Raw genomic sequence first — 19,905 nt, 5'->3', positions numbered from 1 at the left:
TCCTTCGTTCATTTATTCTTTCGCCAATCATAGGAGTCGTTTCTAACGTCTAGTTGAATCCCATTGATGGATACAATAAAGTCATCTAGCCACTCGACATCCGCATCTTCTTCACGATTGGCTTTATAAATCGTTTTCTTCTTGTCTTTATTCGTATGATCAATAACTTCTCCACGAAGCGAATTCGCTACTGTCGCATTCCCTCTTATAACATACATGTTCACTGTGTAATCTCCAGTTGGCGAAACCGTTTCGTTCAACAGTTCTCCTTTTGGCTCGTGTTGATAAATAAAGTAATTCAATATCCAAAACAAAGTAATGACAATTGCTACTACAATACCAACTAAAATCGCTGTTACTTTAAAACAGTATTTCACCCTTTTACCTCATTTCTTAATCGGTACATATCCTGTTTTTTCGATAATTTCCTGTCCTTGCTTAGACAAGACCCATTCTAAGAATGCTTTGACGTGAGGATTTTCACTACCTGCAGTGACCGCATAAAACTCGTTTGTTATTGGATAGTCACCTGACCGGATCGTGTCAAAAGTCGGTTCAATACCGTTAACATGCAGCAGGCGAATGTTATTGTTCTTCACCATTTGGGTGGAGTAATACCTGAACGTGTAGCCAATCGCATTATTGTGGTTTTTATAGTCAGCCACTTCCCCAATAACCGTTCCCATCAGCGAGGCAATATTCTCAGTTGGAGGATCCATAATTGGCGTTGTGCCCATAAAATTCTGAAGTGCTGTTTGACTCCCACTGTTTTCAGGTCTCTGGAATGCGCGAATTTCATCATTTTCCCCACCAACCTCTTGCCAATTTGTGATTTCTCCAGCATAGATTCCTTTGATTTCATCTACTGTTAATGATGTAACCGGGTTTTTCGCATTTACAAAGAACACAAAGGCTTCCTTCCCAATTGGCGTCAACGTTAATTCTTTTCCACTATTCTCAGCCTGCTTTAGTTGTTCCGCAGATGGACCGAGGACGAAAATGATATCTGCCGTCCCATTGATCAGATTTGTGTAAGCTTGCCCCGTCCTGTTTGACATCACTTCACTGCCATGTACTGCATAATCCTTTTCTGGATAAACTGCCTGTGCGAATGCGGAATAGAATGGGTACAGGGCCGTTGCACCATCTATGACCGGTAAATCATCCTCGATCTTTAATGTTGCAGGTTCAGCAAGTGCCACTGCTTTTGTCTTTTTTTGAAATGGCTTATACTCCTCCACTTCAAGCGAACCATCGCCAATGACTTGCCGCGTTTTGTCGTAAATATCTGGTGTAGCAAACAGCAATACAACAACAAAGACAGCGCCAGCACCGATGAAAAAATATTTCTTGAATCGGTGCAACTCAAAACGAGCCATGACAAGGAAGCCTCCGAGTGATATATATGCAGCGATCACCAAAGGAAATAAATAGCGAGCTTCTGAAAGATAGGTGATGAATACAATAATAGCAACTAGTGGGAATACGATTGCCATGATGAATGCAACTGATAAGATTGCCCAAAAGGTTTTCAATCTCTAGCCTCCCTGTAGTAATGTTCTTTCTATTAGAATAGCACATTTTAGAATATTTGTTTTTATCAGCAAGAATAATATAGGACATCTAAAATACGCGTGATCGCTTTGAATGAATATAAAAAAACGGCACCGAACAGCTTGTCGCTGAACGATACCGTAACGATTAATTTATGCCGTTCCCATTTTCACACCAAGTTCTTTTAAATATTGTCTATAAGCAATACTCATACGATCGCAAACAAGTGACAATTCAACTTGCAAATCAAGTGGTAGTTCTTCCGGCTTTTGATTTTCAACAATTGGCTTATCTTGTGCAAAGATTTCATCTTGGAATGCAATGATTGCTTCGTCCGTTAAGCCTGTTTCATAATTAAATGATAATATTCCGTACGCGACAGAACGCTCGTCATCTATTGGACGAACCGTTAATAAAATCGTCATTAATGTATCATTTTCTTTATCCCTTTTCGTAAAGCTCACTGTGAATGGGCTGTGGATTTCATACGTATAGTACACATATTTCGGAATGCCCGAACCATCTGGATCCGGTTGGAAAATCGCAATCTCATCAGAAAAGATACGCTTTCCTTCTTTATTAACTTTGTAGTCCATTACTTCTCGATGCGATTCTGTACCTAAGTACCCTTCATGCACGACTGCAAGATGACCAACATCTAGGAAGTTTTCAATGATTCGAGGTGGCTTGGCAAACACTTCTTGTGGGCCCCAGATGACATTACGATATTCAGCATTAGCCATCGGTTTGTAATCAAAAATAGCAGGTTCATTCCCAGCAAAGTTCACCCAAATCAGCCCGTATTTTTCCATACAGCTGTATGATGATGCTTTTGCTTTCTTAGGAATCGCTCGTCCTTCTGGCAATTGTGGAATGTGGACACACTTGCCTTCATCGTCATATTCCCATGCATGATAAGGACAAACAAGACAATCGTTTTTCACTTCACCTAACGACAACGCAGCCCCTCTATGGATACATAAGTCCCTGAAAGCATGAACGCCTTTACTGTTGCGGAAAATCGCAAGGCGTTCCCCCATTAACTTCACTTGAATCGGTTTATCTTTCACATCTTCGGAACGGCAAGCAACGAGCCAGTCTTCCAACAATACGTGATCCTCTATCATGATGTCATTTCCTCCTGACGTGTATTCCTTGTTCTTAGTTTACCGAATAACATATACGACCGTCAACCCGAAAACACGAACGAATGATTTTTTTCTAAGTTAATTATTCGGTTTTTATATACAAACGAGCGTTTATTATATATAATCCAATTGAAAAGTAACAAATCCACGAAGAAGCGGGGAAATCGTTGTGAATAAGAACAAAGCAAACGGCATTATTATTGGTGTGAATGAAAAAGTGAGTCCACCAAAAGCGTTTATTCTCGGATTACAGCACGTGTTGGCAATGGACCTTTATATTGCGCCAATTATCATTGCAGGACTTCTTTCATTAACCGTCGAAAACACAGCATTTTTTATTCAAATGTGCTTTTTAGCAACAGGTATCGCAACACTTATTCAAACGGGTGCAGGCATCAAGATGCCGGTCGTACAAGGGCCATCTTACGTACCTGTCGGAGCGATCGCCGCGATTGGAGGAAAACTTGGACTGGGCGCGATTGCAGGCAGTCTTATTCCCGGAGCTATCTTAATAGCTTTGCTTGGATATCCATTAAAATGGTTTGCCAAAGCAGTTCGAAGAGTCATACCACCATTGGTCGGTGGAACAGTTATCATCATTGTTGGAATTGCATTAATGCCGATTGGCTTGAACAATATTTTTATCGCTGAAGGAAATATTGGGGACAACATTATTATTGCATCTGTGTCTGCAAGTATTGTCATCGTTTGTATGTTACTTGGTCGTAGGCTCGGTGCAGTCGGTACCTTTTTCCGTATTGTTTCTGTTATTCTTGCAATTATTGGCGGCATTATTACCGCGATGTTTTTTGGTACAGTCGATTTTAGTCCGGTAAAAGATGCTGCGTGGTTCTCTTTACCAACGTTGCTACCTTTCGGAAAACCGGTCTTTGACATGGGTGCCATCATTTCAATGATCTTTGTCTATTTAATTATTTTAATAGAAACGACAGGTACTTGGTTTGTCGTTTCCTCTGTAACTGGTGAGGAATTAGATGAAAAACGGTTAAACCGTGCATCTGTTGGAGAAGGACTCGGTTGTTTCGCCGGAGCACTTGTTGGAAGCACACCAATGACAGGCTACTCTTCAAACGCAGGGTTGCTTGCGATTACCGGCGTTGCCAGCAGGTCCGTCATTATGGTGAGTGGTGGAATTCTCGTATGCCTTGGCCTTGTACCGAAGTTATCTACACTCATTACGTGCATACCTGAACCGGTCATTAACGGGATTTTCGGTATCGTCTGTGTAGCGATTGTAACGAACGGCATGAAAGTCATTCAGCCGATTATTATTGACGACCGCAACATGATGGTCATCGGGATTCCGATTTTGTTGACAATTGCTGTTACTGTACTTCCGAAAGAAGTGCTCGCTACTGTTCCAGATTGGGCAAACTACATCCTTTCTTCTGGAATTACAGTTGGTGCAATTGCGACGGTGCTGTTGAATTTGCTCATTCCAGCGAATAAAGAGGTTGCCGATGATTCGGAAGTGACTTCTGGGTAAGTGAGTGTTAATTGTTAACCGGTGAGGGCAATGTTCTCACCGGTTTTTAGGTTTAAATGGTGATAGTCGGTATTTCGGAGCGGGCGGCTCATCTTTGAGCGGGAAGGGGCTTGTTTATTGCGAAAGTCTTATGCGACGAACGAACTCTGTTTACTTAGCGACTACATGTATTTGCGTAAGCATGAACGCGGGCTTATCGCTATTCTAGAGTGGCAATGCCTGAACGCGATTAAACGAACAGGCACTTGCACCTCTCCAACTTACTTCAAGATCTCACACACTCTGCCGACTTGTCCGTCTTCAAGTCGTACTTTAATGCCATGTGGATGGTAGCTGGAGTTTGTGAGTAAATCTTTCACGATGCCTTCTGTTTTTACACCTGTCCGTTGGTCTTTTTTCAGGATGACGTTCACTTTTACGCCTGGTTGTACATCACTTCGATTTCTTCCGTCCATTAGTTGTCTTCCTCTCTCTTTTGAAAAATACACTGCACGACGTGGGCGATGCCTGTGTGCAGTTGTCCTTCTTCTCGATTCACTTCTCCGACATAGAAGTGCTTTGTAAAATAGTTATTGAACTGGTTGAGTAGTTCTACAGGTTCCACAAGCATTGTCTCATCTTTCGGGCCGCCTGTTTGATAGCATAGCTGTTCTTTCGTGTATAACTCGCTTATATAATAGCCGCCACGTTTAAGTGATTTTTGGATTCCTTTTATCGTCCGCTCCATCACATCTTTTGGCAAGTGGCCGAATACGTGGACGATAGCATCCCATTGTTCTGCCTCCCACTCCACATCTGCCAAATCGCGAAGTTCGGTTTGGACGGATACCCCTTTTTCATTCGCCAAACGTTCGGTTTTATCCAGGCCCGCCTGTGCGTAATCCCATGTAGCTACGTCGTGGCCGAGGGATGCCAAGTAAACTGCGTTTCGCCCTTCCCCTTCTGCGATACAAAGCACTTTTCCCTGTTGCAAGATGTGCGCAGCCCCCGCAATGAATTCATTTGGCTCTTTGCCATAGATGTATTCCTCTCCTGAAAAACGTTCATGCCATGTGTTTGTCATGCGTCATCTACTCCTTTCAGCCATTTTCGTTAAGTTTATCATATTGAAGTTAGATGCTAAGGCGTCAACGATTTTCATTGGGCAATCTACACTTGCAACAATCCTATGATTTTCATGTACGAGGGGGTCCTGCTGTTTCACCTTTTGTAGATCTGGGAATGAAAAGACAAAACGCCTTGAAAGGAGATGAATGGATGAAGACATTTTTACAATTAATCGGGATAGGAATTGTAAGCGGTGCAGTTTTAGCGATGATTATGCAGATCATTTATTCTCTAACCGGAAATGAAGCTTACATTTTACTCTATAACGTAGAGTACTTCCCTATTATCCATGTATTTAAAGACAGCTACTTATTCGGGATCGCCTTTCATTTTGTCTTTTGTATCGCTAGCGTGGTCGGCCTCTATTCCATTTTATCCTTTTGGGGCAAGCAATATAGTAGTTGGCCCTACGTGACCGTTTATACAGCGGGCAGTGGTATCCTGTATTTCCTGACACTTTTTACGGACCGGCCACCTGCTGCAAATGATGGTATGGCGTGGTTCTATTGGACAGCTAGTCATTTGGTATTCAGCCTGACGGTTGCCTGGATGATACGTCGATTCATTAAACTGAATTCAGTATAATACTAAGAAGGCTTCCTATTACTTGCCTAGCTTGTCGAATGCTTGCAAGTTGGATGTAAGCTTTGACGCACAGACAAACAGAGTCCGTAGTCTGATTTATCGACTATGGGCTCTGTTTGTCTAAACGAATACCCCTCCGGTCAAGACCCTTCTTTCTTCCTAAACACCTTTAACTATCCAATTGCTCAACAAATCCACCAATAAAATGCTGTTACATGAAATTATTCCTCCACTCAACCCGTTATACTGAATGAAAGACAAAACGACACATGCGCATGTTCGTTTTAGCAAGGAGGTCACTATGGACGAGGAACAGCTGTGGATCCAACAAGTGTTGGCTGGTGATAAAGAAGCCTATACACACATTATCAACAAATATAAAAATCAATTGTACGCAACCGTTTTACGGATGACGAGAAATCCACAAGATGCACAAGATTTTGTGCAAGATGCTTTCATAAAAGTATATCGCAATCTCGACAAATACAAAGCAGATGGTCCATTTGCAAGCTGGCTCTATCGGGTTGCTATCAACCACTGTATGGATGCATTTCGTAAGAAGCAGTATTCCACAGTGCAAGTTGAAGTAGACGAAGAGAAAGTGGTCAATCCAAATCATCCGGAAATCATTTTCTTGAAAAACGAGAAAAGCCGGCAGTTAGAGCGATTGGTTGCTACTTTACCTAGTGATGAACGTCTAATCATTCTTCTTCGGTATGTAAATGAAATGAACTACGAGGAAATTAGTGAGATTATGAACGTTCCTCTATCAACCGTACGTAATAAATTACATCGAGCAAAGAAAAAAATGAGAGAAACCGTAAAACGTGAAGGAGGCTATTTTCATGAACTGTCCAACGGTGGATAAAATTTCTCAATACGTGGATAATTTGTTAGGGAATGAGGAGCAAGAGGACGTAAAAAGACATATTCATTCGTGTGTTGCATGTGCTGAAGTTGCTAAGGCCTTTCAAAAAGAACAGCAATTTATCAAAGATACATTGCAAATGCCTACCTTGCCAGACAATTTCAATTCACTTGTCTTGGATGAGCTTGAGCCGTATCCAAAACAGCAGAAACCTCGCCGTTCCACACCATGGAAACGTGTCATGCTGACCGCTGCAGGAATCGTTTTTGCCGTCGGACTCAGTGCGACTTTCAATCCAAGTTTCGCTCAACTCATCGGAGGCATGTTCTCATCGAACCAAGTAGATGAAGGATTACAAGTTGCCGCAGAGGCTGGACTGACAAAACGGGTTGACTTAGCAGTCGAGGACCAAGGACTCACCTTAAAAGTGGAAGATGTCATTGCCGATTCTTCCAGAGTAACGCTTTCATACCAAGTGTTGAAGGATGGCAAGCCCCAGGATACGTATTTGGAATTAGCTGAATCGGACAATGCGATTACAGCAGTTGACCAGCATGGAAATGCACTGAATCGATTAGGCACAGGATGGCAAGAAGGTAGTGCGTATGGCATTGTCGAGTTTTCGTTACGCGGACAAGAGGATTTGGAGAAGCTAACGATTTCGTTTGACCTCGTCGAGTTGAATGGCGTCAAAGGGAACTGGCAGCTAGAAGTACCTGTTGATTTGCAAGAAACCCAAAAGCTGACGAAAACTGTGGATTTGAATGAATCGATCCCTAGCCATCTTGGTGTTGTGATCGATCTGAAAAAGCTTCAGATTGCACCTTCCTCCACTGAATTTATGTATGAAACCTCTTTTACACAAGAAGAACTGGCAATTGGTGAGCAAACTCGAAACCTATTTGAAAAAGATTTTGGCGCAAAACATTTGGATTCTCTCGTCTATGGTGTTGACAGTGCCATTGCGTACCATGTTGAAAACGCTGATGGTCAAACAATCTATGCCACAAGTAACCCGATGGGTGCAGACACAATTGGTATGCTACAAAGTTCTGGTGAAGACACGGCAGAGATTGGCAAGACTGTATGGAATGATTCATTTGTTCCAAGTAAAGAAGACAACTTATCCTTTGTACTGGATGGTGTTTATAAAAAAGAACCTGCAAATTTCTCACTGACGGTTCGACCGAGTGAATTAAAAAAACAACCGATATCATTTGACTATAAAGGGAATCACTTGACGATTACGAAGGTCAAAAAGAAGAATGCGTATTCCTTCAAAAAGTCGCTTAATCCAATCCAAAAGGAGACCTCTGTCGTCATTTCATTGGAAGGCGGCAAAGATGCTCAATCCTCCGACCTCGGCAGTTGGTTAGTGGTTGATGAAAAAGGGAACGTCTACCCAGGCAATCCGAGCGGCTCCGTTTTGAATAAAACAGATAAGAACGGTCGCTTCATAACAACGATTGAGTTGGAACTGGAAGGATTAGAAGAAGTTCCTGAGCAATTGACGTTACATCTTGTTTCCACGACCCAATATTATCCGGTTAAAAATGCAATGAAGGTTCCTTTGCTGGAACAAAATTAAAAACAGAGCAAGTAGCAATTTGAATAGGCTACTTGCTCTTTATACATTTCAGGGAAAGGGTTTCTGTTCATGCAGGTTACTAACTATCTACCAGTCCGATCCATCACTTGAATCGCTAATTTTTAGATTATAGATGTCCACTCCAAATATTGTTGATGCTAAAACTATTGAGCGGCCTTGTGTTTCAAATTTAATTCTTCAATTTTCCTTTGAGCTTCCTTTACATCAGAAACATAAAATATAGAAACCTTTGACTTCATTTCCTTCCGAAGTTTCTCTGCCTCTCTCTTGTTTTTAGTGGGCAACAAAGCAATGGAAATTTCGGCTTTTTCAATTATTTGAAGTTTCTCTTTGATACCTCCCACTTTAGTTACTTTTCCATCCTTATTGATGCCACCTGTTACGGCAATGGGTATATGATTCTCAAAATCTCCTCTATTGTAAAGCCCTGATAATGCTAAGCTGAGACCTGCACTATGGCCACTAATTCCTTCTTTATCCCAATTCAATACCCAATCCATTTCATTTACTAAATAATCTTGCACTGTTTCCACCATTTCCTTTGATGAATATTCTTTTCTGAGATGTAACCAGCTCAATAATTGTCTATTTTTAACACCATAAATCATCATGTTGTCAATTTTAGTAATAGAAAGTACGTCCACACCTTGCTCAGTCAGTACTGTATGGATCAACTCTTTACTATCTTTTTTATCATATTCAATCTCACCTATACCGACCGAATAAATTCCAGATCCAGCGATTGACTCATGTGGCGGGATGTAATTCTTTACAGAATAAGCTGGTGCGGATATATCAAAGAGTAGCAGAAACTCATAGGCAAACAATATACTTAACAACACAATAGAAGCACCGAATGATCTCTTTAAGCTGGTATTTTTAAAGAAAACCAGAAAAAGTACACCTACTATTATGATGCCGTACAACAAGAATACTAAGAAAACAAATGACCAAATAACATCAAAAAGGTAGAGTGACAATAAAATCGAGTAATAGACAAGCACGGATATAATTGTTAAAAGAATACTTTTTAACACAACTTCTTCCTCTCCTATTCGTTATTCACATTATTCCAGTTATCTTTTTCCTATTCATACAAGAAGCCTCCACAGTCTTAAAAAACCGGGAGGCTGAGAAACATCTAGTTGAGTGAGTATGCTGTTGTAGTCATTAAGCTCAAAATGTTATCTTCTTGAACTGTATCACGAGCAACCTTGTTTCTTTGTAATTTACCACAATTCAAGCATTCATGGACAATTTGATAACCTTTTTTACCTGAATAATCTAACCTAATCGGTCTCATCAATCCGCTGCAAATGCTTGATCGATCACCCCGTTTATAAAAACTATAAATTATTCATAGTACCGGTCCCTCTCAAAACCGGTCATCCATTTCCCTTTCTATCTTCTGATCCCCATACTTCTTTATAATCAACTTACCCACCTCAGACTTGTCGATTCCATCCTTTACCGCAAAATAGATGACAAAATATAAAATTAGCATACTAAAAATCCATACTAAGATAGCCACATAACCCCTCCAATCTTTGCTTGAAGATACTTCACACATGATCTGTAGCTACAGCAAAAAAAAACTGTCCACATCACATATCACAAGATCTTACACATCGAAGCCTATTTCCTTAAGCTTTTCCATCACCTTGGGATTAATCTGATTCTCTTCTTTATTAATCCATTTCTCTTTCCTAATATCCTTGAACACATCACCAATTGACTTTAACTGATCCAATTGCTCAGCTGTAGGAGGATTGGTAACCATTTGATACAGCAAGGCCGTCGCGTTATCTACAGAAACACTTAACTTAGGATTCAGCTCCCTAACTATATCGAACAATCGCTGAGCATTTTCCACGTCTATTAAGATTGGCTCGAGGACTGCACTTCTCTTCTGCGAATCTTGAAGGCCATTCACACCGGTTTCCAACGCTTCTTCCAACTTAGTTGTAAAAGCAGTACTCATCAACTCGTGTGCATCCTTGAAAAAGGCATAGGACGCAGGCTGATTATAGTGATCCTCCATATTCTCTTTTTTATAAAAGGTTGCTTTCTGATATCCCTCTTCTTTTTTATCGAATATGAATTTCTGGAAAGATCGATTTGCATGCTCCCCCATGAACATAACAACTCCCGGTTTCCCATCAAAAGTTGCCGTACTGAAATCGATCGACCCTAACTGAACATACTCATCAAAAAGCGGATAGGTTTTTTCCCCGTCTTTCACTACGAGCAACCAGTTCTGTCCATCATCCCAGGCAAATTGGCCATCCTCCATTTTTCCTGCATTCACATACAGTTCGATAATTTCTTCCTCACCATCCCTATCGATGTCAAGGGTCATTTCTTTATAGAGAGTTTGTGGATACTTCTCAATTTTTGTTGCTTTAATCAAAGCAGAACCATTATTTGCATCACTTGGGGGCTCCACCTCCGTTGATTCGAGCGCTTTTTTCTGCTCCTCAACGGTCTTTAATAGCTCTTCATTTTCCAAGTTAATTTGCTCGATATGCTTCTTCAGTTCCTTAATCTCTTCCGTATGATTTTCATTTGACTGATTTGCATTCGATTTTTCAATACATCCTCCTAGAATTACTGCCACACACACAGTTCCTAGTAAAAGTCTCTTCATTTACTAACCTCCTCCTATGCATAGAATCAGTAGAACTGGTATTACCCACGGGAATTATACATAACATCCCCTGCTACAATCGTCATGACAACAGCAATATCGAGCATCTCTTCTTCATCCACTTTAAACAAATCCTTATCTAAAACAGTAAAATCCGCATCAAAGCCGACTGCTAGCTTCCCACGTGAATGTTCTTTTCCGATGGTCGCAGCACTTCCCGTTGTGAATAAACCGACCGCTTCAAATCGACTCAACTTCTCTTTCGGCAAATAGCCTTCGTGCGTTTGTCCAGGCTTTCTTCGCGTTACAGCTGCGTAAATGCCTAGTAGCGGGTCAACTTCCTCAATCGGTGCATCCGACCCCGCTCCGCAAATGAATCCTTCATCTAATAGCCGTTTCCATGCATACGCCCAGTCATGAAGGTTCTCTGGTAAGCAATCCATTACCCATGGGAAATCCGACGGGACAAATGCCGGCTGAATATCAAGAACGACAGGAAGTTTCTTCATCCGCTCTACCAAATCATCACGCAACACATTCACATGTATGAGTCGATCACGTTTCCCTTCAGGCACAGGATACTTTTCAATCGCGTCCAACGCTTTTTCAACAGCTTTATCACCAATCAAATGAATGGCTACAGCTTCTCCATACTTTCTTGCAGTCGCAACCAGCGCATCAATTTCCTCATCTGTCACGACTGCATTGCCTGACGTTTCAGGTACATCGGCATATGGTTCACTCAATAATGCCGTCCGTGCTCCGAGCGATCCGTCAATGAAGAATTTCATTTCCCCCGGATCGATCCATGGCTCATTATATGTCGCATGTTCCTCCATCAACCTTGAAAAAACCGTCGACCTTCTTAATAAATGCGCACGGAATTTCTTTTGTTCTCCAATTACGTTTTTAAACGCTTGTAATGGATTGTAGTAATCTCCATAATATCCTAAATCATCCGTTACAGCCCCTGTCAAACCTAGTGACAACAAGTCATCGACAGATTTCGCCAAAGCTTCTGTCAGCATTCCTTCAGACGGCTGTGGAATTAATTGCAACAATCGATCCATTGGCCCTTCCTTTAAAAACCCAGTCGGTTCACCATTATCGTCACGCTCAACAACGCCATCTTCAGGATCAGGCGAGTCTTTCGTAATCCCAGCCAATTCTAACGCTCTTGAATTGGCAAGCGCCGCATGCCGGCATGTCCGTTTCAACACCATCGGCGATTTCGTCACCTTGTCCAATTCCCATCGCGTAAAAATCTTTTGGTCAGCGAAATTGTTTTCATTCCACCCTTCACCAATGAACCACTCTTCCTCGCTCAACTGTGTATATGCCTTCATTAACATATCCATCATCTCTTCTGAAGACGTGGCTTTCGACAAATCCAAGCTCAGTAATTTTTGTCCATGCCCAATCATATGCATATGATTGTCAATGAATCCTGGGTACAAGACTGCCCCTTTAAGATCGACAGTCTTATCTGCTTGGTCCTTCAATTGTTCATATGTACCAACTGCTAGTATTTTACCTTCTTCTGTTAGCAACGCTTCAGCTGTATCGCCTTCTCTTTCCATTGTATAAAGCGTGCCATTATGCCACATTGTCTTCATGTAAACGCCTCCTCTTCTCATCTTTTATTCTAAACTTTCATGCAACATTGAGCAATCCTACTGAATATCGATGTTATAATGAAGTTATCTAATTGAGGAGGGATATTTTTATGAGACTAACTGTTTACCTTGCAGGCGAAATCCATACGGCTTGGCGAGAAGAAGTGAAACAAAAAGTTGCCGCATTGAAATTGCCCATCGACTTCGTCGGCCCAATGGAAGACCACGATCGTTCCGATAATATCGGAGAAGAAATTCTCGGCAAACAACCGAATGCCATCTTCAAAGACGCAGCCGCATCAAGCTTCAATAACTTACGAACTGAACTGCTCATGAAAAAAGCAGATCTTGTCATTGCTCTATTTGGCGAGCAATACAAACAGTGGAACACCGCGATGGATGCAAGTGCCGCTGTTGCATACGGCAAGCCACTCATCCTCATCCGTTCCGAACAACATCATCACCCATTAAAAGAATTATCCCGTAAAGCCCACGCCACCGTCGAAACTGTGGACCAAGCCGTCAAAGCACTACATTATATTTTCGAATAAAAAACAAGGCTCTCCCCTAATCGGGACAGCCTTGTTTTCATTTCCTCATAAGAATCTCTTCATTTACTATGTATCTGCTAGCTATTTCTTCATCTAACAACTATAAATTCCGCATTCTACCCTGTACTACTGCTGACTAAATCGGGGGGCGTATGTCAATAAGTGACGTTTATCGACGCGTTAGCCTGTAATATCGGTGTTCGTGCGTTAATAAGTGGTCTTTAACGACGCGCCAGACTGCATAATCGGTGCGCGCGCGTCATTAAGTGATCTTTATCGACGCGTTAGACTGTAAAACCGGTGATCGCGCGTCATTATGTGATGTTTATCGACGCGTTAGACTGTAAAACCGGTGATCGCGCGTCATTATGTGATGTTTATCGACGCGTTAGACTGCAAATCCAGTGCTTGCGCGTCAATAAATACGTTTATCCCTGAACATCTCGGCATTTTCTAACGCCGCATAAACTCCATCTACCATCACATTTCCCCAAAATCCAACCAAAACCATAATTTGTCAAAACCCATTTAGCGCGAACCCCCCGTCACCAACTCCTACCACCCGCGGATTTAAAGATCTCTTACATCGAATGATCTAAAGTGCCTTCTTTTTAATTACTCTCTTGCATCTTACGTAACAAACAAGCTTCGAGCCAAATTGCGGCATAAACTCTTATAACTCAGCATTCTTCCTCTAAACGCCGCATAAACTCCCATAACTCAGCATTCTTCCTCTAAACGCCGCATAAATTCCCATAACTCCGCATTCTTCCTCTAAACACCGCATAAACTCCATCTACCATCACATTTCCCCAAAATCCAACCAAAACCTTAATTTGTCAAAACCCATTTAGCGCGACCACCCCGTCACCAACTCCTACCACCCGCGGATTTAAAGATCTCTTACTTCGAATGATCTAAAGTGCCTTCTTATTAATTACTATCTTGTATCTTACCTAACAAACAAAGCTTCGACAAATCGCGGCATAAACTCCCATAACTCAGCATTCTTCCTCTAAACGCCGCATAAACTCCCATATCTCCGCATACTTCTCACAAACGCCGCATAAACTCCGATAACACCGCATACTTCTCACAAACGCGGCAAATCCTCCAATAACTCAGCATATCCCCAATAAGCCCCCCACCCAAATTTACAAACTCTTTACACATCCTTCACACTCCCTCAACAATCCACCCCTATACTAAAGGAAAGCCTCAAAACAATTAGGAGGATTTCCAAATGACCTTAATGCACGAACGTATAAAAGAAAACCCACTGTCTGTCGTCCGTAATGAAAACTGGAAAAAGCCAATTTACGAAACGAATGGACTTAACCTTTGGTATGGAACATCACACGCACTCAAAAACATTGAGTTGTCCATTAATGAAAAAGAAGTAACGGCTATCATCGGACCATCTGGATGTGGAAAATCTACATTTCTTAAAACACTTAACCGTATGGTGGAAACGACAGCGGACGTGACAATCTCTGGGAACGTCACCTTTAAAGGAAACAATATTCTAGGCAAATCTATGCCCGTTGAAATCCTGCGTTCCAAAGTAGGAATGGTATTTCAAAAGCCAAATCCGTTTCCGAAATCAATTTTTGAGAATGTTGCATACGGCCCAAAAGTCCATGGCATTCGCAACAAAGCGATGCTGGAAACCATTGTTGAGGAAAGCTTGAAAAAAGCAGCTCTATGGGATGAAGTGAAAGATCGCTTGCATAAGAGTGCATACAGCTTGTCTGGCGGTCAGCAACAACGTCTCTGTATCGCTCGTTGTCTAGCAGTTGATCCGGAAGTCATTTTAATGGATGAGCCGACTTCTGCACTTGACCCCGTTTCAACGCATAAAATCGAAGAATTGATTCGTTCCATTAAAAATGACGTAACGATCGCAATCGTTACACATAACATGCAGCAAGCTTCTCGTATTTCAGATCGTACTGCTTTCTTCTTAAACGGTGAAATCATTGAAGAGAACAAAACATCGACGATCTTCAATAATCCTACTGATACGTTAACTGACGACTACGTGAATGGGCGCTTTGGTTAATAGGTGTTGAACCAAATATTCAATTGTCTTTTCCAGCTCTACATTTCTTGACTTATTCCCCTATACAGCTTTACCTGAAAGTGTTCTATGACCCCCTCATAGAACACTTTTTCTATTAAAATAACAATCACATTTACAAAACCTTTACACTTTTACAATACTCACTTAACAATCAACCGTTATGCTGTAATTGTGAGAGGGAAAACCCCCCTCATACTAAAACAGATCATTTACTTAGGGGAGGACTAGTTACATGAAGTTCAACAAGGTACTTTTATTTATGATCATTGCAGCATTCACCGTCATTATCGCAGCATGCGGATCCGAATCGGATGACAACAAGACAGATGCTGAAGCAGGTGATTCCTCAGAAAAGAATTCAGCATCAGCGAAAGAACCGGAAGCAGAAGAGCTTGAAGGAAGTGTTGTAATCGATGGATCAGGTACTGTGTATCCTTTAATGGCACGTTTAGCTGAAGAATATATGATAAACGAACAAGAAAATGTATCCGTAGAAGTTAGCCGTGCAGGTACGAGCGCAGGTTTCAAAAAATTCTTAGTAGAAAACGGTACAGACTTTAACGATGCTTCCCGCCAAATCAAAGACGAAGAAGCAGCTGAAGCAGACAAACTTGGTATTGAAGTGAAAGAATTAAAAGTAGCTTTGGATGGTCTGACATTCGTTATTAACAAAGACAATGACTGGGCTAATGAAATGACACCTGAACAATTGGTTAGTATCTTCCTTGCAGATGGCAACGTTAAAAAGTGGTCAGACATTAATCCAGAATGGCCAGATGAGAAAATCAATGCAATGGGGCCTAACGAAAACCACGGAACATATGAGTTCTTCTATGAAAAAATCCTAGATAAGCAAGATATGGCGAGTGATGTAAACTTGCAACAAGAATACTCAACACTCGTAAACTTAGTATCTGAAGACAAAAACGGAATTGCGTTCTTTGGATTTGGCTACTACGTAAACAACCAAGACAAATTGCAAGCTGTATCCGTTGATTTCGGTAACGGTCCAGTAGAACCAGCTTTGGATACAATTTCTGAAGACGGTGCTTATGCAGACTTCACACGTCCTGTGTTCACGTACTTAAACGTGAACCACGCGAAAGAAAAGCCACAAGTGAAAGATTATGCAATCTATGTCATGAACAACATTAATAAATTTGCTGGTGAAACAGGCTTTGCACCAATTCCTGAAGCAGAAGTGAAAGAAACAATCAGCTTCTTGGAAGGTCTGAAATAACCATTAGTACTTGAGGATGGGGGCTACTTCTGGCCCTCATCTTCTTGCAACTTTGCGGAAGGGGTTCCTCTTATGATGAACAGCGAATTTACAAAAACAAAATCGGTCAGCATTCGAGATATGATAGACCAAAATCAACGGAGTAATTCCTTACGCCGGAAAATTGAACGGCTCATACCTGTCTTTCTACTCGTTCTCGCCTCCCTCTCGATTCTCACTACACTTGGTATCATTTGGACACTGTTGGCTGAAACGATCGAGTTCTTTAAACGTGTTCCAATTGTAGACTTCTTTACTGGAACCGTACTGAAACCTTTAAGTCAAACGCCTGAGTTTGGCGTGCTTCCTTTATTAATGGGAACGATCACTTCTTCACTGATTGCGATGGCGGTTGCAGCTCCAATTGGTTTAATGGCTGCCATTTACTTAAGTGAATATGCATCGCCAAAAGTGCGTAAAGTCGTCAAACCACTATTGGAGTTGCTTGCAGGTGTTCCGACAATTGTTTATGGATTCTTCGCTTTTACGTTCGTGACACCGTTATTGCGTGAATTCATTCCTAGCCTTCAAGCGACGAATATTTTAAGTCCTGGAATCGTCATGGGCGTCATGATTATCCCGATGATCGCCTCGTTATCTGAAGATGCGATGAGTTCCGTACCTCGGTCCATGCGCGAAGGAGCTTATGGCTTAGGCTCAACAAAACTTGAAGTAACACGAAGAGTAGTCATTCCGGCGGCTTTATCGGGCATTATTGCATCCTTCGTACTTGGGATCTCACGTGCGATCGGAGAAACGATGATCGTGACGATCGCAAGTGGTAGTACAAAGAATTTTACATTTGATATTACACAATCGATGCAGACGATGACGGCCTATATCGTCGAGGTAACTGGAGGAGACGCAGCCTCCGGATCTACCGTCTATTACAGCTTGTATGCAGTTGCCATGACCTTATTTGTTTTCACATTGCTTATGAATCTACTTGCAAGAGCTGTTTCTAAGAAGTTCAGGGAGGAATATTAAGATGCACCAACAGAGCGAAACAACACTTATGAGACGCATGAAATTCCGTTTACTGCTTAACCAGATTTCAAAATTCATATTCATGCTCTCCGCATTTTTTGGACTGTTCTTCCTCGTCGTTTTACTTGTACGCGTTGTGTCAGAAGGTATCGGGGCAATTAACATCGACTTCCTTACTGGTAAACTTTCCACACAACCAGAACGAGCAGGCATTATGGGTGCGATCCTCGGTACGTTTTGGCTAATGCTTGTTGTCGCTCCTGTAACGATGTTCCTAGGAGTTGGTACGGCTATTTACTTGGAGATGTATGCGAAGAAAGGGAAATTGGTCGGTTTTATTCAAACAAACATTTCAAACTTAGCGGGTGTACCTTCCATCGTGTATGGAATTCTTGGTCTGACTGTTTTTGTCCGTGTACTAGACTTAGGTAGTGTCGTTCTTGCCGGTGGATTGACGATGTCTCTTCTAATTTTGCCGATTGTCATCGTTGCAAGTCAGGAAGCAATTCGAGCCATTCCGTTCCAATTAAGTGAAGCTTCATATGGGTTAGGAGCGACAAAATGGCAAACGATCCAACGCATCATTTTACCTGCAGCACTGCCTGGCATTTTGACAGGGGCAATCCTTTCATTATCTAGAGCAATCGGAGAGACTGCCCCATTAGTCGTCATTGGTATTCCAGCGCTGCTCATCCCCTTCCCGGGCGGTATAATGGATCGTTTCACTGTATTGCCAATGCAAATTTACTACTGGACGCTAGACGCTTCACTCGTTGCAGAATATGCAAATCTCGCAGCAGCTACAATCATTGTCCTGTTGGTTGCATTATTCGTCTTGAATTCAACGGCGATCATTATTCGCAATAAGTTTCAACGCGTGTTTTAATCAACCTAAACAACAAGGAAGAAGAGACCCCCCCTCTTCTCTCCCTCCTATAATTAAAAAGACTGGAAACCTCTCAACAGAGAAGTTTCCAGTCTTTTTTACTTAGCCTTCTAATCCCATTTCTTGTCGTACTGCATCTGCGATTTTATTTACATACCGCTCACATGCATCGTGATCTGGCGCTTCCACCATTACACGTACAAGTGGCTCAGTTCCTGATGGACGAACGAGGACTCTTCCGTTGCCAGCCATCTCCTCTTCAACTTCTTTAATGACAGCTGCAACTTTTTCGTTTTCAGTCACTTTATGTTTATCTGTTACCCGAACATTGACAAGTTCTTGCGGGTAAATTGTCATTTCACTTGCTAGCTCCGATAACTTCTTACCGGTTTTCTTCATAATGTTCACAAGTTGTAAAGCGGTTAACAACCCATCACCCGTCGTGTTGTAATCAAGGAAAATAATGTGGCCGGATTGCTCTCCACCAAGATTATAATTTCCTTTTTTCATTTCTTCGACGACATAGCGATCTCCAACCGCTGTTTTCACACTTGTCATACCATGCGTATCTAACGCCTTGTAGAAACCAAGATTACTCATGATCGTTGAAACAATCGTGTTTGACTTTAGACGACCTTTTGAATGCAAGTGCTGACCGATAATAAACATGATCTGATCTCCATCGACCACTCGTCCAAGTTCATCTACTGCAATGAGCCGATCTCCATCGCCGTCAAACGCTAGACCAACGTCTGCATTCTTTTCAACGACTAGCTTACAAAGTCCTTCCGGATGAGTAGAACCTACTCCGTCGTTAATATTTAATCCATTTGGTGATGCGCCAATTGTTGATAAGTCGGCATCCAAATCAGCAAATACGTGTGTTGCTAATGTTGAAGTTGCACCATGTGCGCAGTCCAATGCAATATGAAGGTCTGTGAATTCTTCATCCACTGTCTGTTTCAAGTATTGGATGTATTTATGGCCACCTTCAAAGTAATCCGTTACTGTTCCGACATCCGCACCAGTCGGTCGAGGTAAGTTATCCGTTTCAGCGTTTAAAAGTGTTTCAAATTCTTCCTCCTGCTCATCTGTCAGCTTAAAGCCATCTGCACCAAAAAACTTGATTCCGTTATCTTCCACTGGATTGTGAGATGCGGAAATCATGACACCTGCTTCAGCATTCATCGCACGAGTCAAATAAGCAACACCAGGTGTACTGATCACACCTAGTCTCATCACTTCCACGCCAGTAGATAAAAGCCCTGCAATTAGTGCATTCTCAAGCATATTGCCTGAAATCCTTGTATCGCGACCAACAAGTACTTGAGCCGCATCATGCGAATCTTTTGTTAACACATGCCCACCAATTCTTCCTAATTTAAATGCAAGCTCTGGTGTCAATTCTGTATTTGCCACTCCACGGACTCCATCTGTTCCAAAATACTTCGTCATCATTCATTCTCCCTTTCAATGCT

Annotated in this window: 20 protein-coding genes; 9 read left to right on the top strand and 11 right to left on the bottom strand. The window is 41.8% G+C overall.

The annotated features are described in order from the left end of the window. Positions 1 to 8: 8 nt before the first annotated feature. The 3 genes from NRI27_RS09420 to NRI27_RS09410 form a co-directional block, all read right to left on the bottom strand. On the bottom strand, positions 9 to 377 hold the full coding sequence (locus tag NRI27_RS09420; protein WP_371390444.1) for a DUF5412 family protein: 369 nt from the start codon (positions 375 to 377) through the stop codon (positions 9 to 11). Between the two features lie 9 nt (positions 378 to 386). Then, complete coding sequence (locus NRI27_RS09415; RefSeq protein ID WP_371390443.1) at positions 387 to 1,535, bottom strand: PstS family phosphate ABC transporter substrate-binding protein; 1,149 nt, start codon at positions 1,533 to 1,535, stop codon at positions 387 to 389. 171 nt (positions 1,536 to 1,706) lie between these two features. After that, positions 1,707 to 2,684: an aromatic ring-hydroxylating dioxygenase subunit alpha gene (locus NRI27_RS09410; protein ID WP_371390486.1), complete on the bottom strand. Its 978-nt coding sequence runs from the start codon at positions 2,682 to 2,684 to the stop codon at positions 1,707 to 1,709. A gap of 187 nt (positions 2,685 to 2,871) precedes the next feature. Here NRI27_RS09410 and NRI27_RS09405 point away from each other — a divergent pair, with 187 nt between their 5' ends. After that, the gene (locus NRI27_RS09405) at positions 2,872 to 4,209 is read left to right on the top strand and encodes a uracil-xanthine permease family protein (protein WP_371390442.1); all 1,338 of its coding nucleotides are present in this window, start codon (positions 2,872 to 2,874) and stop codon (positions 4,207 to 4,209) included. 260 nt (positions 4,210 to 4,469) lie between these two features. Here NRI27_RS09405 and NRI27_RS09400 read toward each other — a convergent pair whose 3' ends face one another. Beyond that, entirely contained in the window at positions 4,470 to 4,664 is a 195-nt protein-coding gene (locus NRI27_RS09400) for a YwbE family protein (RefSeq protein WP_317943600.1), read from the bottom strand. Then, entirely contained in the window at positions 4,664 to 5,272 is a 609-nt protein-coding gene (locus NRI27_RS09395) for a class I SAM-dependent methyltransferase (RefSeq protein WP_371390441.1), read from the bottom strand. The genes NRI27_RS09400 and NRI27_RS09395 overlap by 1 nt, the downstream gene beginning before the upstream one ends. Before the next feature lie 194 nt (positions 5,273 to 5,466). On the opposite strand from NRI27_RS09395, the gene NRI27_RS09390 reads away from it, so the two are divergent. The 3 genes from NRI27_RS09390 (at position 5,467) to NRI27_RS09380 (ending at position 8,357) form a co-directional block, all read left to right on the top strand. Next, on the top strand, positions 5,467 to 5,901 hold the full coding sequence (locus NRI27_RS09390; protein WP_371390440.1) for a hypothetical protein: 435 nt from the start codon (positions 5,467 to 5,469) through the stop codon (positions 5,899 to 5,901). Positions 5,902 to 6,202: 301 nt separating this feature from the next. Beyond that, complete coding sequence (locus NRI27_RS09385) at positions 6,203 to 6,769, top strand: RNA polymerase sigma factor (protein WP_371390439.1); 567 nt, start codon at positions 6,203 to 6,205, stop codon at positions 6,767 to 6,769. Then, on the top strand, positions 6,747 to 8,357 hold the full coding sequence (locus NRI27_RS09380) for a DUF4179 domain-containing protein (RefSeq protein WP_371390438.1): 1,611 nt from the start codon (positions 6,747 to 6,749) through the stop codon (positions 8,355 to 8,357). Before NRI27_RS09385 ends, NRI27_RS09380 begins: the two co-directional genes overlap by 23 nt. Before the next feature lie 164 nt (positions 8,358 to 8,521). Here NRI27_RS09380 and NRI27_RS09375 read toward each other — a convergent pair whose 3' ends face one another. From NRI27_RS09375 to NRI27_RS09355, 5 genes are all read right to left on the bottom strand, one after another. Next, positions 8,522 to 9,415 carry a S16 family serine protease gene (locus tag NRI27_RS09375; protein ID WP_371390437.1) on the bottom strand — a complete coding sequence of 298 codons (894 nt, stop codon included), beginning with the start codon at positions 9,413 to 9,415 and terminating at the stop codon, positions 8,522 to 8,524. 104 nt (positions 9,416 to 9,519) lie between these two features. Next, positions 9,520 to 9,732 (bottom strand): RNHCP domain-containing protein, encoded by a 213-nt coding sequence (locus NRI27_RS09370; RefSeq protein WP_371390485.1) that lies wholly within the window; start codon positions 9,730 to 9,732, stop codon positions 9,520 to 9,522. A 21-nt stretch (positions 9,733 to 9,753) separates the two neighbouring features. Further along, a complete protein-coding gene (locus NRI27_RS09365) occupies positions 9,754 to 9,909 on the bottom strand; it encodes a hypothetical protein (protein ID WP_371390436.1) in 156 nt (51 codons plus the stop codon). Between the two features lie 90 nt (positions 9,910 to 9,999). Next, positions 10,000 to 11,025 carry a hypothetical protein gene (locus tag NRI27_RS09360; RefSeq protein WP_371390435.1) on the bottom strand — a complete coding sequence of 342 codons (1,026 nt, stop codon included), beginning with the start codon at positions 11,023 to 11,025 and terminating at the stop codon, positions 10,000 to 10,002. 41 nt (positions 11,026 to 11,066) lie between these two features. Then, a complete protein-coding gene (locus NRI27_RS09355) occupies positions 11,067 to 12,641 on the bottom strand; it encodes an amidohydrolase (RefSeq protein WP_371390434.1) in 1,575 nt (524 codons plus the stop codon). Positions 12,642 to 12,751: 110 nt separating this feature from the next. On the opposite strand from NRI27_RS09355, the gene NRI27_RS09350 reads away from it, so the two are divergent. The 5 genes from NRI27_RS09350 to pstA all read left to right on the top strand — a co-directional run bounded on the left by NRI27_RS09350 (position 12,752) and on the right by pstA (position 18,427). After that, positions 12,752 to 13,192: a YtoQ family protein gene (locus NRI27_RS09350; protein ID WP_371390433.1), complete on the top strand. Its 441-nt coding sequence runs from the start codon at positions 12,752 to 12,754 to the stop codon at positions 13,190 to 13,192. A 1,252-nt stretch (positions 13,193 to 14,444) separates the two neighbouring features. Further along, the gene (gene pstB, locus NRI27_RS09345) at positions 14,445 to 15,254 is read left to right on the top strand and encodes a phosphate ABC transporter ATP-binding protein PstB (protein WP_371390484.1); all 810 of its coding nucleotides are present in this window, start codon (positions 14,445 to 14,447) and stop codon (positions 15,252 to 15,254) included. A gap of 253 nt (positions 15,255 to 15,507) precedes the next feature. Beyond that, entirely contained in the window at positions 15,508 to 16,515 is a 1,008-nt protein-coding gene (locus tag NRI27_RS09340) for a PstS family phosphate ABC transporter substrate-binding protein (RefSeq protein ID WP_371390432.1), read from the top strand. A 75-nt stretch (positions 16,516 to 16,590) separates the two neighbouring features. Next, positions 16,591 to 17,541, top strand: a complete 951-nt coding sequence (pstC, locus tag NRI27_RS09335) for a phosphate ABC transporter permease subunit PstC (RefSeq protein ID WP_317943795.1) — start codon at positions 16,591 to 16,593, stop codon at positions 17,539 to 17,541. 1 nt (position 17,542) lies between these two features. After that, entirely contained in the window at positions 17,543 to 18,427 is an 885-nt protein-coding gene (pstA, locus tag NRI27_RS09330) for a phosphate ABC transporter permease PstA (RefSeq protein WP_317943620.1), read from the top strand. A gap of 102 nt (positions 18,428 to 18,529) precedes the next feature. Here the strand turns inward: pstA and glmM are convergent, their stop codons facing one another. Continuing rightward, on the bottom strand, positions 18,530 to 19,882 hold the full coding sequence (gene glmM / locus NRI27_RS09325; protein ID WP_371390431.1) for a phosphoglucosamine mutase: 1,353 nt from the start codon (positions 19,880 to 19,882) through the stop codon (positions 18,530 to 18,532). Between the last annotated feature and the right edge of the window lie 23 nt (positions 19,883 to 19,905).

The organism is Sporosarcina sp. OR05 (assembly GCF_041414805.1).
Classification (GTDB): Bacteria; Bacillota; Bacilli; order Bacillales_A; family Planococcaceae; genus Sporosarcina; species Sporosarcina saromensis.
Note: the sequence above shows the minus strand (reverse complement) of the source record. Positions and strands in the feature narration are given on the sequence as shown.